14 protein-coding genes are annotated in these 15,908 nt (G+C 53.3%); 1 reads left to right on the top strand and 13 read right to left on the bottom strand.

Annotated features, from left to right (window positions below; all coding sequences use genetic code 11):
- Positions 1-92: 92 nt before the first annotated feature.
- From SPTER_RS01235 to SPTER_RS01180, 12 genes are all read right to left on the bottom strand, one after another.
- Entirely contained in the window at positions 93-1,682 is a 1,590-nt protein-coding gene (locus SPTER_RS01235) for a PAS domain-containing protein (protein ID WP_170233091.1), read from the bottom strand.
- Between the two features lie 473 nt (positions 1,683-2,155).
- Entirely contained in the window at positions 2,156-3,019 is an 864-nt protein-coding gene (locus SPTER_RS01230) for a ChaN family lipoprotein (RefSeq protein ID WP_170233090.1), read from the bottom strand.
- 31 nt (positions 3,020-3,050) lie between these two features.
- Positions 3,051-5,033 carry a TonB-dependent receptor plug domain-containing protein gene (locus SPTER_RS01225; RefSeq protein ID WP_144348691.1) on the bottom strand — a complete coding sequence of 661 codons (1,983 nt, stop codon included), beginning with the start codon at positions 5,031-5,033 and terminating at the stop codon, positions 3,051-3,053.
- 99 nt (positions 5,034-5,132) lie between these two features.
- Entirely contained in the window at positions 5,133-6,539 is a 1,407-nt protein-coding gene (gene hutW, locus SPTER_RS01220) for a heme anaerobic degradation radical SAM methyltransferase ChuW/HutW (RefSeq protein WP_144348690.1), read from the bottom strand.
- 7 nt (positions 6,540-6,546) lie between these two features.
- Positions 6,547-7,065, bottom strand: coding sequence for a flavodoxin family protein (locus SPTER_RS01215; protein WP_144348689.1), 519 nt, complete (start codon positions 7,063-7,065; stop codon positions 6,547-6,549).
- Positions 7,066-7,087: 22 nt separating this feature from the next.
- Positions 7,088-7,825, bottom strand: a complete 738-nt coding sequence (locus SPTER_RS01210; protein ID WP_144348688.1) for an ABC transporter permease — start codon at positions 7,823-7,825, stop codon at positions 7,088-7,090.
- On the bottom strand, positions 7,822-8,583 hold the full coding sequence (locus tag SPTER_RS01205; protein WP_170233089.1) for an ABC transporter ATP-binding protein: 762 nt from the start codon (positions 8,581-8,583) through the stop codon (positions 7,822-7,824). The genes SPTER_RS01210 and SPTER_RS01205 overlap by 4 nt, the downstream gene beginning before the upstream one ends.
- The gene (locus tag SPTER_RS01200; RefSeq protein WP_144348686.1) at positions 8,555-9,361 is read right to left on the bottom strand and encodes an ABC transporter ATP-binding protein; all 807 of its coding nucleotides are present in this window, start codon (positions 9,359-9,361) and stop codon (positions 8,555-8,557) included. Before SPTER_RS01200 ends, SPTER_RS01205 begins: the two co-directional genes overlap by 29 nt.
- Positions 9,358-10,362 carry a FecCD family ABC transporter permease gene (locus SPTER_RS01195; protein ID WP_144348685.1) on the bottom strand — a complete coding sequence of 335 codons (1,005 nt, stop codon included), beginning with the start codon at positions 10,360-10,362 and terminating at the stop codon, positions 9,358-9,360. The genes SPTER_RS01200 and SPTER_RS01195 overlap by 4 nt, the downstream gene beginning before the upstream one ends.
- Complete coding sequence (locus tag SPTER_RS01190) at positions 10,359-11,336, bottom strand: ABC transporter substrate-binding protein (protein ID WP_144348684.1); 978 nt, start codon at positions 11,334-11,336, stop codon at positions 10,359-10,361. Before SPTER_RS01190 ends, SPTER_RS01195 begins: the two co-directional genes overlap by 4 nt.
- Before the next feature lie 43 nt (positions 11,337-11,379).
- Positions 11,380-12,063 carry an energy transducer TonB gene (locus SPTER_RS01185; protein ID WP_144348683.1) on the bottom strand — a complete coding sequence of 228 codons (684 nt, stop codon included), beginning with the start codon at positions 12,061-12,063 and terminating at the stop codon, positions 11,380-11,382.
- 205 nt (positions 12,064-12,268) lie between these two features.
- Entirely contained in the window at positions 12,269-12,457 is a 189-nt protein-coding gene (locus tag SPTER_RS01180; protein ID WP_144352689.1) for a Com family DNA-binding transcriptional regulator, read from the bottom strand.
- 461 nt (positions 12,458-12,918) lie between these two features.
- On the opposite strand from SPTER_RS01180, the gene SPTER_RS01175 reads away from it, so the two are divergent.
- Positions 12,919-13,881, top strand: coding sequence for an ABC transporter substrate-binding protein (locus tag SPTER_RS01175; RefSeq protein ID WP_246105436.1), 963 nt, complete (start codon positions 12,919-12,921; stop codon positions 13,879-13,881).
- On the opposite strand, the gene SPTER_RS01170 is transcribed toward SPTER_RS01175, so the two are convergent.
- Entirely contained in the window at positions 13,878-15,884 is a 2,007-nt protein-coding gene (locus SPTER_RS01170) for a molybdopterin-dependent oxidoreductase (RefSeq protein WP_144348682.1), read from the bottom strand. The two genes, SPTER_RS01175 and SPTER_RS01170, sit on opposite strands and share 4 nt — an antisense overlap.
- Positions 15,885-15,908: the final 24 nt, after the last annotated feature.

The following is a 15,908-nucleotide window of genomic DNA, read 5'->3' as shown; positions in this document are numbered from 1 at the left end:
CAATACTTTCTTTGCTAATACTATTGGAGTATGGTACAAAAAAAACCGGTACCTGTTGTTGCCGTATAACAATAAACTGTTTTGCGATGAATTCATCTGTTCTCACCTGTTTCCGCTTTCTGTAATTTCCAAATCTTTAAATACAATATCAGCAACACCTTAGTCTCCATTTTATCCAGCGACATCCCCAAAAAATCCTCAATCCGCCTTTTTCGCCAAATGACCGTATTATGATGGATAAAAAGCTTCTGTGATACGGCCTTGAGATTTATCTCCTCCAGTATCAATTCCAGCGTAAATAATAGATTACTGCCCCGTACCTGGTCATATTCGGCAAGACGACCGATCGTATTCTGCACAAGCGCGCAGGTATTTTCATCATGGAGCAGCTGAAATGCGACTTCATAAATCCCGATATCATCACAATGCACCACTTGCGCGCAATTGGAAGCGGCGACAATAACCGCCCGGTTTGCTTTTTCATAGCTGTCCCTGAACCTGATGGGAGTCCCGGATGTACCGGAAATGCCGATTTTGGCACTGATATGAGGAAAAAGCACCTTCATTTCGCTAATCAGCTGATTGGCAAAATCAATTTGCCTTTGTTTGCTGGTTAGACCGGCTGCTGCCACCATCACCAGCAGAATAATATCATCGTTAAATTTCCAGGTGCAGCCAATCTCTTTTTCTGCCACCCAGACTAATACGGCCTGCTTGCCTGCCATTTTAGCAGTTGCAGCAGCAGCCGGCGGCTCAGCAGCACCTGCCGGCTTATGAGTCAGTTGCATCACAAAACAACAATGCTCTGCTTTTGTTTCAATACCAAACTCATTGAGAGCCTTGGTTATATATTCTGGTGAGTAAGCATTGACCAGCAACCTATTTAGATAGGCACTGCGAGTGTTCAGTTGGTTGGAAAACACTAAATCCTTCGCTACTCTTAAAATACGGTTTTCCGTCTGCTTCTGTTCGGTAATATCCTGGGTCGTCCCAAATAAACTGGTAAAGGCGCCTTGCTCATTGGCAATTGATTCGACCCGGGCCCATAGCCAGCCAACAGTCCGGTCGGGTCTAATGATTCTAAATTCGGATTCGACAAATCCCTGGCGGGCCACCTCATTTGTCATATTTACGATTTCTAAATCCTCCGGATAAACCAGGCTTAGGTAAAACTCCATTGTTGGTATAAAGGACTGGGGCATATAGCCAAAATTTTTATACTGCTGATCAGACCAGTGCAGCTCATTGTTAACAAAGTCCCATTCAAAGTACCCCAGTTTGGCAATATTCAGGGCCGTGCTAAATTTGCGGTGGGCTAGGTTCATTTCATCTTTTGCCCACTGCTCCTGCGTCATATCACGGACAATTCCCAGTATTGTTGCCACATCGCCCGGGCAGTTACTCTCCGGCAGGTATGAAATATGATAATACCGGGTACTGCTGCGCAGTTGGAAAACCACTTTAGCAGCCGTTGCCACAACCCGCTTAAAATAATGTTCACATTTTTCATATATTTTTTTCTCTAACCCCAGTTCCCGGAAATTTTTTCCCAGAAACTGATTTGGCGGCCTGCCCAGACACAAATCATTATACAGAATATTCAAAATATATCCGTTACAATCCCAGCGTGTTACCAAAACAGGCATGTTATCTCCGTTGTATTCTGCTCGATTATCAGGCATCCTCTTGATCTCCCAAAAACAAATTTGACGATATAATACCATTTCAATAACTAAGTCACTACTGCCGGCCAGATATGCCAAAGCTGCTGCATAGTAAGGTCCCCTCCTTGCCTCTTGGTTCATTGCAATAATATAACGAAGTTCGTCGGAAATTGTTACATTATTTATTATTCTGTAAAACAATACAAAGCCCTGCCTAACACGCGAAACACTTTGTTTGTGAGCAAATCTACCGCTTAAAGGCTATGGCCCTGTTAATTTTAATAGCAGATACAAACTGAATATACCTGTAAGCATTGCGGATTCTCATTCCCCCCCTGGCGACCGCAAGCATTACCTTACCATAAGAAACAGAGGAAACCAGTTACAATCTTTGTGCTGGTTTCCTCTGCTGACTCAGTCTGTTGCTACTATAATGTTAAATAAATTCCTTTAATATTGCCGGCACCCCGCCTGCCCTCTTTGCCCGGCTTTTAGGTTTTACTGTCCCGGTCCAAAAACACAAGAATATCACCGGCATTGCGGTATTGAACAAGCAACTCCGGCAGCTCCTCCCTGTTTGTTGTATACACCGGTGTGATAACCGCGACCTTTAACGCCGGGTTCAGCAATTGCAGCTTTTCCACAACCCCCAGCCGTCCCCGGCTGTGAAAATCGCCCTGATAGTGAATAATTTTAAAATCAGGGTGCAGCTGAAGAAAGTTGACAATACTTTCCGCCATGGTGTCATCTTTCAGGCACTGGGCCTTGTAGTAATTATCCAGCTTGTCGGGAGCAACCGGCATCCTGGCCCTGGTCGCGGCCTCTGTCATATAAGCCATAAATCGCTGCCGGTATTCACCCGCCGGGGCCAGATGAACCTGCGGCAGATACCGGCCTGCTGCTGCCGGCACGTCGGCCAGTGAACCGGTTTGGGCGTACTGGGCCGCCAGCGCCCGGGGAATATTGGCGGCAATAACCGGCAAAGAGTTGACGCCGGCGAACTCCACCAGCGGCCGGTAAGCTTCCTGATAGTTTTTCCAGGGGCGGGACCTGGCGAGAAATTCCTGTTCGGTAATCCGGCCTGACAAATACTCATCAAGATATTCCTGCACATCGCGCTCAAACATCTCCAGCGATATAGCCAGCTGCGGCTGTTTCTTAAATGCCTGTTGTAACAGTTCCAGTTCCAGCGCGTGTAAAACTGCATCATCGTGATATTCGCCAAACGCAAGTACATCATAGTGATTAATCAATGCGGCCAGTGCCTCACCTGTTACCTGCTGCCCGCCGGCAGTATAAATCTGGCAGGCAGCCTGACCGGCGTGGGCTCCGTTTGCTCCTGCCAGCAGCAACATTATCGCCATAATTATTTTACATAATTTCATCTTATAATTTAAAAGTCATGCCGGCCTGGACCATAGCTCCCAACAGGTTGAGTTCTATGTCCTTTTTGTTGAAGATATTCTCAACGCCCACATAACTGCTAAAATTATCATTCCACTTCTTATTGACCGATACATTCCACAACGCGTAGGTTTTATTCGTATTACTGCTGGCTGCATACAGATAGTCTTTCTTCCACTCATTCCATAACACAGCACTGATGCCATTTGCACGGATGTTGTCATAATGCAGTTGGACCGTCCCCTGCTGTTTAGCCCGGCCTTCCAGTCTCTGTCCGGTTTTACCGGTGGCCTCCAGATAGGTATAGTTCAGCTTGAGGCTGAGTTTGTCGCTTAAATGCCGGCCAATTTCAAACTCAATGCCGTCAATATCAGCCTTATCCTCATTTAAATAGGTTGAGTCGGCCCGCATACCCACCCCCGGCACAAAAGAGACGTTGGTTTTAGTCGATATTAGATCAGTCACATCATTAACAAAATAGGTTAACTTGCCAAAGGTACTGCCTTGCTCCCCTTCGATACCCAGTTCATAGCTTGTCGACTTCTCCGGTTTCAGGTCCGGGTTGCCGGTCACATGCACGGTCATGCCGCCCATGATTTTAGTCATTTCCATATACATATCATCAAGAGTCGGCGCTTTAAAGCCCTTGCCCACATTCACCTTCAGGCGGTAATTCGCATTCATTTTGTAGGTCATACCCAGCTTAGGACTGATATTGCTGGCAAATCTGTTGCTGTTATCATAGCGTAAAGAGGGAATAACCAGTAAACGCTCACTTGCCAGCCATTCATCCTGGACGTATAATGCCGAGTAATCAATATCGGCTTCCGACCCTTGCTTAGTGATGCTGCCGTAAGTAATGTCAAAAACCTTATCCCCGGTACCAATCCTTGTACCCCGGTATGTTTCCGTCCGGAATTCGCCGCCGGTCGTCAGCAGGTGATTGGTGCCAAGCTGCTGCGATACATGCCCTTCCAGAGCCCAGGTTTTACGGTTGGAAACATCAAAGTCAACTAACTGGCCGTTATTAACCAGGAAACCCTTGTTGACCTTATCGTGCTCCCCGTAATAGGTCCGGATCTGATAGTCACCGTTTTTCGTTTTGCCCCGCAGTCCCAGGCTGTACTGATCCCGGGTATTATCGTAGCTGTCGTTCCGCAGGGCCCCGGAGGTTTCTGTACTGCGGCCATTCAAATCCTCGCGCAGCAAATTGACGGCAACATCAAGAAACTTGTCGTCAGCCAAATCATAGGTGCCGTCCAGATTCAGATTTTCTTTACGGCCAAATTGATTTTTGGTGGTATTGTCGGCATTGGCATAAGCGTCTGTCTCTGTCCGGTCGGCACTGATAATCCAGCCCCATTTATTGTTTTTACCGGTATCATAGCGCAACGAGTAGTTATCGCTGCCGATACTGGTCTTATCGGTGTAGCGCTGGGGGCTTAAAGAAAATGTCAATTGTTCCTGCTCCGGCCTGCGGGTTATGATATTGATGACACCCCCCAGCGCATCTGACCCATATAGTGAGCTGACCGGCCCCCGGACAATCTCAATCCGTTCGACATTTTGCATATTGATCCGTTCCAATTCATAGGAATTGGCGGTGGAGTAGCTGCCTTCCGACACCAGACGCCGGCCATTAATCATAATCAGTGTATGCCTTGTGGACATGCCCCGGACCGTTACATTGCTGCCCGCCATGGCCGGACTGCTGACATTGATGCTGGTGGCCAGCTTTAGAGCATCGGCCAGATTGTTGGCCCCCAGTGTATCCAGCTCTGCGCGGGTAATCACCTCAACCGCCGACGGCGTTTCCTTAATGTCCTGTTCCGTTCTGCTGGCGGTGACTACCACATCCCGCGTAGCAACCGCTTCCTCAGCGGCGCCGGCCGGCATCGCCAGGGCGGTTAGCACCGACAGACTCAACAGGGCCAGTTTTCCGGGGGTCTTACCTATTCTGTTCATAACCACTACTCCTTACTTAATTTATATTTATGTAAAAATAATAAAACCCCATGCGATCTACATCGTCATGGAGCTCGTAGGCTCTCTACCTGCCAGGCATTATCCCTGGGCTGCGATTGGCTGCACTGCCACCGCATGGCGGCCTGATGTCAGGGCCTGCAGGCATTCTAATACCGATTGCGTGATATTCATATACCAGAACTGACCGGCTACCGTCAGCCGGGCAACAGCCGGGCCGGTTTCGATAAGGCCGCGGGCCTCCCAGATAGCGAGCAACGGTTCTAATTCCAGAACCTCGGGCCCGTAGCGGACTGCCAGCCCCTTAAGATTTAAATACCCCCGCTCCAACTGGCCGACAACAGCGTTGTGCAGCTCACTGCCGGCTGGCAGCAGCAGCATGGCGGCAATCGGTTTATGACCTTGTTCAATACTCTTAATATAGGCGGCCACGTCACGGTTCAGCATCATGGTTGCCCCGCCAATATTGCCGCCGGCACCGGCGCCAAACGGGATTACATGACGTCCGGCTTTGGTAAGGGTATTATACATACTGCGCTCCCGGTTTGTTTTTCCCCAGTGGCAGATACTGAGCCGGGAAAAGGCATTAGCCGTTAAGGTTGCCCCGGCCGCGGCAAACATGCCGGCTTGTTCGGCCGTGGTTGCTGCCGGCGGCAGTTTACCGGCCTGGATGGCCTGCTGCAGGGCGCTGCCCTGGTAAATATTCAGCTGATACAGGTCTAAGCCGTCAATCGCCGCCGTCTTGAGCAAATTGATATCACTGGCCCAAACTTCATTTGTTTGGTTGGGCAGGCCATAAATCAAATCAATAATTACCGTGGCCTGATTATAGCCGGACAACAGTTCCAGCCGCTTCAAAATAGTGGCCGTGTCATCCAGGCGGCCGACCGAACGCCGCACCCCGGTATCAAAGGACTGTACCCCGATGGAAACGCGGTTTACCCCATGCGCCAGCCAGGCTTCAATCCGGGCCGGTTCCAGATCATTAATCCTGCCTTCGAGGGTTAACTCATAATCATTGGCTAGCGGCAGGCAAGCGCGGACAGCGTCCAGCAGTCTGGCAATATTATGGGGTGCCAGTGTACTGGGGGTGCCGCCGCCTATAAATACCGCGTTGACCGGCCCGCTGGCCAGATAGCGGCAGTCCCGGCTCAGCTGCAGTTCTTTAATCAGGCTGTCAATATACGCGGTTTCCCGGTCTTCATCCGCATAGTTTTGAAAAAAGCCGCAATACAGGCAGCGGTGCCGGCAAAACGGAATATGGATGTAGGCCGCCCGCTGTTTAGCTTTTGTTGCCTGCCGCAGCAAAGACTGCCAGGCAGTCTGCCATTCCCCCGGGCCCAGCGGTTTCCCCCGGACCCCGGCATGGACCACCCGGCGTTTGGCAAACGCAGCCGCCAGGGCCTCACCGGTTGCCGTCCCGACCGTCAGGGCGTACTGCTGCGCATCCATTGCCGCCAGAATCTGCTTTAATTTGGTTTCCCGCAAGCATCCATCACCTCGCTTTCATCCATTGCCTTTTTATATCTGTAAAAACCGCCTGGGCAGCCTGCAGGTCCGCGCTGTCAGGATGTTTGGCCGCTTCCTCATAACGCGCCAGCCGCTCCGGCGTAAGGGCATGGGGGTGGTTGGCCGGCATATTTTTGAACTGCTCGATTAACCGGGGATCGATTTTCCCCTGGCAGATAAAGGTGCCGGCCAGCCGGTTGCTGCCGGCCAGAAATGCCGCCGCGTTCTTCAGGCTGTCAGCGGCATGCTCGGAATCAGGATAGGCCCCCAGCGTGGCAAATAAGGCGACAGGCTTGTTCGCAATTGTTTTTAAAAAATCCTGGGCCTTTTTATCGGCCGTGCCTTTGTCAACCCAAAAACCAACAACCACAAAATCATACTCTGCCGGTGACGGTGCCGATTCAACCGGATACAAATCCGCCGCCGGGCCGAACACCGCCTGGATGGCTGCCGCCACTTTCCGGGTATTGCCGGTCAAACTGGAATAGGCAATCAATGTCTTCATTTTTAACCCCCCGCAAAAATTATTATTCACTGTATTTTTTCAGGCTGCCGGCCCCCCACAGCAGCAGGCCCAGCCCCATTAACGCCAAGGCCGCGGCCTGGCCGGCAGCGTGGCCGTTCCAGGCGGTCAGACGTACCAGGCTGTTAGCCATACTTAACGGCAATATCGACACAACCGCCTGCAGAGCAACCGGTAAATTCTGAACAGGAAAAAAGGAACCGCAGAAGAAAATCATCGGCGTGATCAGAAAATTATTAACAAGTGATATTTCATCAGGATCGGCAATAGCCAAGCCGAGAACAATACCCAGCGCGGAAAAACAGAAGGCCGACAACAGCAGGGCAGTTACGGCAATGCCGGACAGCGGCGGCACACCGAATGCCAGCCAGGCAACCGCATACACCAGGCCTCCCATGATTAACCCGCGGGTTATACCGGCCAGGGCAATACCGCCAACAACCTGCAGCGGCGGGACAGGGCTTAAAAACACGGTTTGAAAGGTATGAAAATACAGGCGCCCGGCACTTACAGACAGGGAGGTCTGCTGAAAGGCATTAAGCATCACGGTCAGGCTGGCAATCCCGGTAGCCAGAAATGGTACATAGCCGCCGCTGACCTCCAGCCGGGAGCCCAGCCCCAGACCAAAAGCAAATAAATAAATAACCGGAAACATCACCGAGGAAAAAACATAACCCAGTTTGCCGATTTTTTTCTGCATCAGCAGCATTTCCCGCCCGTACACAGCCAGCCAGCCGCTCATACCCCTGCCTCCCGCACCAGGCGGAGAAAAGCGGCCTCCAGGCTTGGCGGCTCACCGGTGTCAGCCAATAGGGCCAGCGCCGCCGGCGTACCGGCAGCAACAACCCGGCCTGCTTTTAACAGGGCCACCCGCCGGCAAAGCTGCTCCGCTTCCTCCATATAATGGGTTGTCATGAACACAGTCGTCCCGGCCGCCGCCAGCCGTCTGATCACCGCCCAGATATCCTGCCGCACATCCGGATCAAGCCCCACTGTCGGCTCATCCAGCAGCACTAACCGGGGGGCAGGCAGCAGTGCCCTCGCAATCAACAAGCGCCGGGCCATGCCGCCGGATAGCACAGCCACCCGCTTGGCAAGCATGGCTGTCAGGTCAAACTCCTGCACAATCTCGGCCACCCGCTGCCGCGGGCTGGCAACTCCATACAGGCAGGCATAGGTAAGCAGGGCCTCCTGCACCGTGAATTCCCGTTCCAGATTATTGTCCTGGGCTACCAGCGCCAGCATATGCTTGATGCTCTGCCGGCCCCTGCCGCCATCCCGGCCAAAGATAGTGAGCCGGCCGGAATCAGGCCGGCTCAGGCCGGCAATCAGCTTCATCAGCGTGGTTTTGCCGGCACCGTTGGGACCAAGCAGCCCAAAAACCTCACCTGGCGCTACCGCCAGGGAGATATCAGACAACACCTGTTGCCGGTCATAGGTTTTGCAAAGACAGTGCAAGGACAGGGCCGCATCAGGCTCCCGGGGCCAGGCAGGTATCATGGGGCAAACAGACAAGATGCGTGCTACCTCCTTGCTCAACCGCCATAACCGTGGTTTCAACCCCATACAGCGCCTGCAGATTTTCAGCGGTAAAGACCGCCGGCACCGGCCCGTCGGCAAATATTATCCCTTCTTTAACGGCAATAATGCGCTGACTGAACCGGGCGGCATGGTTTAAATCATGCAGTACCATCACAATAGTAATCCCTCGGTCCCGGTGCAGGTTACGGATCAGTTTCATTAATTCGAGCTGGTGATGAATATCCAGATAGGTTGTAGGCTCATCCAACAGCAGCAAACGCGGCTGCTGGGCCAGCGCCATAGCCAGCCAGGCCCGCTGCCGTTCGCCGCCTGACAGACTGTCGAGCCGGCGCTGCTGCATGGTCTGCATGCCGGTAGCAGCCAGCGCCGCCGCCATGCAAGCCTTATCCGTATCTGCCAGCTGTTCAAACATCTTTTTATAAGGCAAACGCCCATAGGCGACCAGATCACAGACAGTCATATCCCCCGGCGCCTGTACCGACTGGGGCAGAATGGCCATAACTTGGGCCACCTCCCGGGGAGGCAGCCGGTGAATATCCTTACCGTTCAGCAATACGGACCCCGCTAAGGGCGTCAATAACCGGCTCAATGCTTTTAACAGCGTCGATTTGCCGGAGCCGTTCGGGCCAATAATAGCAATAATCTCCGGTTTGTTGAGCACCAGATCGATAGACGGAGCAATGACTTTGTCGCCATAACCGAGTTTGACAGCCTGAGCTTCCAGTGTATGTTTCATCGCCGCATCCCCCTTTGCAGTAGAAAAATAAAAAACGGAGCCCCCAGGAACGCCATAAAAATTCCCACCGGTACTTCCACCGGGCTGAATACCGTGCGGGCTACCGTATCGGCGGCTACCACCAGCGTAGCCCCCAGTACCGCCGCACAGGGCAGCAGGTATTCAAAATCCGAGCCGACCAGCATCCGGGTTATATGAGGAATGATCAGCCCGACGAAGCCCAGCAGACCGGCCACACTAACAGCCGAAGCCGCCAGCAGGGCCGCCAGCGCAACCAGGGAAAACCGCGCAGTTTCCACCTTAATGCCCAGTCCTTTCGCGATATCGTCCCCCAATTGCAGCGCATTCAGATACCGGTAAGACAGCAGCGCCCCCACTATGCCGATACAACTGTAAGGCAGGATCATGCTGACATGATCCCAGCTTCGCCCCTGGAAACCCCCGGCCAGCCAATTGACGGCCCCCTGTACTTTGTCAGAATGAAAAACCATAAGCCCACTCATGCCGCCGCCAAAAAATGCTGCCAGGGCCACGCCGGCCAGGATCAGCCGCAATGGCTGTACGCCCCGGTCCCAGGATAACATAAACACGATACCGGCAGCCATCAGCGCGCCGGCAAAAGCAACGGCCGGCACCAATGCCGTCAACCCGGGCCATAAAATCATTACCGCCATCGCGGCCAGACCGGCTCCGGCCGATACACCGATAATGCCGGGATCAGCCAGCGGGTTGCGCAATACCCCCTGCAGGATACAGCCGGCCAGCGCCAGGTTGATCCCGGTCAAGGCACCGGTAAGCACCCGCGGCACCCGGATGTTATAAATAATCTGGTAAGCCTCGTTACCGGCCGGGGCACTGAACACATGCCAGATATCGCCCATACTGACAGGCACAGCCCCCACCCTGATCCCGATTAACAGGGCCGCCACCAACGCTGCCAGGCCTGAAATACTGATAGCCGTCCGCCGGCCGGCCCGGGGATCTGTGGTTAATTCCCTCACGGTTGAGTCACCTCCGGATATAAGAAACCGGCCAGCACGGTCAGCGCCTCGCCCACCTGAGTACCGGGATTTACGGCAAACAGGTTATAGGGCAGCAAGTGGACCTGGTTGGTTGCTACTGCCTTTAACCCCCGCCAGGCAGGATGGTTTACCAGATCGTTCCGGATTTTACCATTGGTTTTTTCGTCCGGGCTATGGGTTATCAAAAAAATCTTATCCGGATTTTGCTTGGCCACATACTCCATACTTAACGGCACATAGCCCATCTGTCCGCCACTATGGTCCCCTGCATCGGCCACATTGACTGCGCCCAGCCTTTTAACCAGATCACCGGTAAAACTGCGGGCGGTTGCCATATGGAAACTTTCCGGCGACCCCCACACGATCACAACCTTAGGGGCCGGATGGTTTTTAGTATTCTTGACAACCGTCTCATAACGGGCTTCAATCCCGGCAATGACAGCAGCAGCCTGTTCCGGCTGACCTGTTAATTCACCATAAAAATGCAATGTATCGATAATCTGCTGATAATTTTCCAGGGCCTGCAGCAGGATGGGAATACCGGCCTTATTCAGCACCGGGATCAGGTTGTGATGAAAAGGCATATTTACTCCCAGAATCAAATCCGGCCTGAGAGCCACAATTTGTTCAATATTGGGATTGGGAGTAATACCAATTGCCGGCACCTGCCGAACAGCAGCCTTAACAGCCTCAGGCAGCGCCTCAGTCGTGGGACGTCCAACCACAGTCCCGCCGACAGCATAAAACAGTTCCAGGTTTGATGCATTTAAAACAATCACCCGCTGGGGCCGGCGGGGTATTTCCACTTGTCGGCCGGCACTGTCGGTTACCTGGTAGCGGGCCGGTGCCTGATTATCCGCAGGCTGTGCCTGGCCTTTTAATAAAAACAGGATGCTGACCACCAATAATAAACCAATCATGCCGAACGTTATTCTATTGCTGTGTTGACTCATATCTCTACCTCATTCCTGCGTTGGCCGCTAATTCACTCTCTGTTTACTCAATCTGATAAGCGATCGGGATGTTCATCGCAATGCTGCGGCCGGCGTTATGCGCAAAAGGGCAAACCTTACGTACCAGTGTCAAAGCCGCCTCGTCCAGAGCCGCGATCCCGGAGGAACGCACCACCTGCGCTCCGGCCAGTTCACCGGCCGCACTCAGGCGAACTGCCACCGTAACGGTCCCTTCCTGTCCCCGGCGCCTGGCAATATACGGGTATTCTTTATATTTTTCAATTTGCGACAGGAAGCCGTTAATAATGCTGTCAAGCTCCCTGCCGCCCGCCGTCCTGGCTGCCGGAGCCGCCGGTCCCGCAACAGCGGCAGCAGTCTGAGGGGCCGGCCCTTCGCCGCTGCCGGCAGTCCCGGCGGTTGCGGTTACCGCAGCTATCTCTGCCCCGGCAGCCGGCGCCGGCGCAGCGGCGGGGTCGGCCGCCGGGCGGGCCGCACTTGGCTGTGGCTGATCAAGCTGAGGACTCACCGGGGAAACAGCCGCCGGTGCCGGTACACTGTCAGCATAGGTACAGCCGGCTATTTCAGTAAGTTCAACAGTAAGGTACCGTTCAGGCAATGCTAACGGCCGGTCTAACTGCCCCATAACCATTACCAGCAGCAAAATGAAAACCAGATGGACAGCACAGGAAAGACTGACTGCTTTGTACCAGCATGGCTGATAGGTCACACTATCACCTCACTTTAATGAACATCTTAGGAAAAATAAAGAAATACGGCTTGCGCCAAGTCTTAACGAAGGCGGAAGCCGCTGGTGCCCTTATCCGGGGAAAGTTATACTTTCCTGCAGGATAAAATAAAGCTCCGGGCACTGTACGGCCGCGGAGCTCTAGGCTCTCTGAGGTTATGTAAATGACTACCGCTAGTTTAACAACTTACCAGCTGCTGATATGTACTTTCGCCTCTTGCCTGCAACTGCCGATACACTGAACAGTCCCGCAACGGGAGCACTTGATCTCGACATTCTCAGCAATGCCAAGGAACAATAACTTATTGCACTGAAAACAACGCACTTCCGGCAATTTTGATTTTGTCTGCCGCAGATTTTTGGGTTTGACTTCCATGTGCATCACTCCAATAATTAATCAGGGGAATCAGGATTCCTGCAGTCACAAAGAAATAGTGCCTAACAATAAAGCCCCGTGCCATATTACCCGTCACGGAGCTCTCAGTGGCTCTCTTATAGTTATAGTATATTGATAACCATTATCAATGTCAAATGTTTTTTTAACCTATGGCACAAAGCTGCTCTGCCTGCTTTTTTGGCCGTCGGCCACATTTTGCGGCCGCAACGCCGCCAGCCCGCTTGACAAGAATGTTCCGGCTTTTTTATAATAACATTGAGAATGATTATTAAGAGGGCCTTGAGCTCCGGGTGAATGTTATTTCACGCGGAATTTTTTTATCCTGAAAGAAAGTATAACTTTCCCCGGATAAGGGGCAACCTTGGCTTACGCTTTCGCCAAAGGCCCGGCGCCAGCCGTGTTTTCTTTATTACTGTAAAGTAAAGGAGGTATTGTATTATATGCATCCCCCAGTTAACGGCAGTGGCAGGTTAAATACGGCAGCTATGAACGAGTGCCGTTGTCCCAAGTGCAACAGGCTGCTTTTCAAAGGCCAGGTCAAATATGTGGAAATCCAGTGCCCCAAATGCAACCTGGTACAGACAATCAAAAAAGGGAGGTCGTTGCGGCTGGTTGCGCTCAACCCTTCTAATGTTGATTTATATTACGCTGCCGGCGGACAATTGGTCGGCCGCCCTAATACGGCAGCCCTGCCACCGGACTTAATGGAAAAAATCAAGGATGTCCCGGTGGTGGGTGAGACACCCTGCCCGGATATTGAGCAGATTATCGCTTTAAAACCCGACCTCGTATTGGCAACAGACATTCATCTGCGCCAGCCGATTCTCTCGACTTTGAAACAAGCCGGCATTCCGGTCTATCTGCAGCGGCTGGACAATTTCCAGCATATCAGTCAGACTTTACGCTTTTACGGCGAACTGACGGATCACCCCAGCCAGGCCAGCCGGGTTATTGAACGGTTAGACAGCAGATTACAGCAAGCCCAGGCCAAAAGTAAAAACAGGCCTTCACCCCGGGTCCTGATTATCTGGGGCTCGCCGGAAAAATTCTATATGGCCTTGCCCAACAGCTTTATCGGTGATCTCATCCGCCGGCTCAATGCCGTCAATGTGGCCGCAGCCATGAGCAGCGAGGACCTGCAGTATCTGCCCCTGAACCTGGAATTCGCGGCCCGGTCCAGGCCGGACCTGATTCTCCTGATCAGCCACAGCTATGAAGCCAAAGTCAGCGATAAAATCCGCAATGAGCTGCTGGTACACCCCTCCTGGCAAACACTCAGTGCGGTGCAGCAAAAACAGGTATACCAGCTGCCTTACCAGTTGTTCGCCGTCAACCCGGCCAGCCGGGCGGATGAAGCCATCGATTACCTGTCCAATCTGTTTTATCCCGAGTCCGGACACTAAGACACGGCCGCGGCCCGGACGTTTACTTTGACATCATAAAAAGTACTGCCCCGCCCCTGGTCAGTAAGGCGCTGCGAGGTCAGGGCATTGACTGAACGGCTGCCGGGAACATGCTGCAGCCACCAAACTCCTTCGCCGACAACAACCCCGGCCGGTACAGCGGATGAGACTTCCAGGGTAAAGGCTACCTCCCCCCGTTCATTATAGGCCACAACCAACTGCCCGTCCCGGAGGCCCTGGCCGCCGGCATCGGCCGGATTCATCTTCAGCCGCATCTTGCCATTCCTGGTGAGATCCTCCCGCTCATTAAAGGAAGAGTTCAACAATCGCGGATCAGGGGCGTTGATCAGCCAGAAGCCGGCCTTATCGCCATGGGGTTTCGTATACCTCGGCAATGGCTCAGCCTGGCTTGTATTTAAAATCTCGATCTTGCCTGATGGGGTTTTAAACTCAGTCTTATACCCGGCCGGCAGCGGCAATTCAACCGGAAATCCGGCCTGCAGCGCTGCCAGCGGCGTACCGGCCAGCCACGCCGTCGGCCGGGCCAGCATACTGTCAATCAGATCATCGGCCGACTGGGCAAAGAAAGACTGCTGCAATCCCATGGCTGCTGCCAGCAGGCAGAATACCTCCCAGTTGGATTTGGCCTGCCCGACCGCCGGTATCACCGCCCGGGCCCGCTGTACACCGTAATGTCCGTAGGACCGGTAAATATCACTATGCTCCAGCGAGGTCGTTGCCGGCAAAACAATATCGGCATAGTTAGCCGTATCTGTTAAAAAGCGCTCATGCACAACCGTAAATAAATCCTCCCGGGCCAGTCCCGCCAGCACCTGATTCTGATCCGGCGCTATGGCCGCCGGATTGGAGTGATACACATACAGGCTCATGACCGGGGGCTTGCCTGTCTCATTTAACACCTGGCCCAGTTGATTCATATTAATGATCCGGGCCGGTTTTTTTATAAAATCCTCGCGGGTCACGCCCTGCGTGTCAAAAGCAGCACCGGTGGAAGTACCGGCGAATAGTCCGCCCCCGGGTTTAGCCCAGGCACCGACAACAGCCGGCAGGCAAACAATAGCCCGCACGGTCATGGCCCCGTTGCTATAACGGGACAGACCACTGCCTAACTGAATGTACGGGGCCCGGGCCGAGGCATACAGCCTGGCCAGCTCCTCAATGTCCGCAGCGGCAAGGCCGGTGATCCGGCTGACTGCGGCCGGGGTATACTCAGGCAGGACAGTGGCTTTCAGTTCCTCATACCCTTGTACATACCGATTGACAAAATCCTGATCTGCCAGGTTTTCCCGGGCGATGACATGCAGCATTCCCAGCGCCAGGGCGCCGTCTGTCCCCGGCCGGACAACAATCAGCCAGTCGGCGGCCCTGGCAGTGGGGTTCTCATATGTGTCAATCAGCCATACCCGGGCTCCCTGTTTGCGGGCTATACGTATATCATGCATAATATGAAGGTTTGTTGCCAGCGCATGAAGGCCCCAGAGAATAATAAGGTCGCTGGCATGAATTTCCCGGGTATGCAGCGCCATTGTCTGCCCCATAACCGCGCTCCAGCCACAGCCCTTGGCCGGCGAACAGATTGTGCGTTCAAGCTGTGAAGCCCCCAGACTGTAAAAAAACGGGTGGCCGGCATTGCGCTGTACAAGCCCCATCGTGCCGGCATAAGAATAGGGCAGAATAGCTTCCGGCCCGTGCTGTTCAATAATCGCCTGCCATTTTGTCGTTATGCTGGCAATTGCCTCGTCCCAGGAAACCGGCGCAAAACTGCCGCTGCCCTTGGCACCCCGCCGCCGCAACGGGGTTGTGAGCCGCTGCGGCGAGTGGACGGTTCGCTCATAATGGGCCATTTTCGGGCACAGCGTGCCCCTGGTAAAAGTGTGATCCGGATCGCCCTGGACTTTGACCACTTTCCCCGCCTTTACTAATACAAGGAGACCACAGGCATCAGGACAATCATAAGGACAAACCGAGCGTACAACCTCCATAACGATTTCCTCCTTGGTTCTTGC

Source organism: Sporomusa termitida, assembly GCF_007641255.1.
GTDB classification, from domain to species: Bacteria; Bacillota; Negativicutes; order Sporomusales; family Sporomusaceae; genus Sporomusa; species Sporomusa termitida.
The sequence above is the reverse complement of the archived record's forward strand: the minus strand, read 5'-3'. Positions and strand labels throughout refer to the sequence as shown.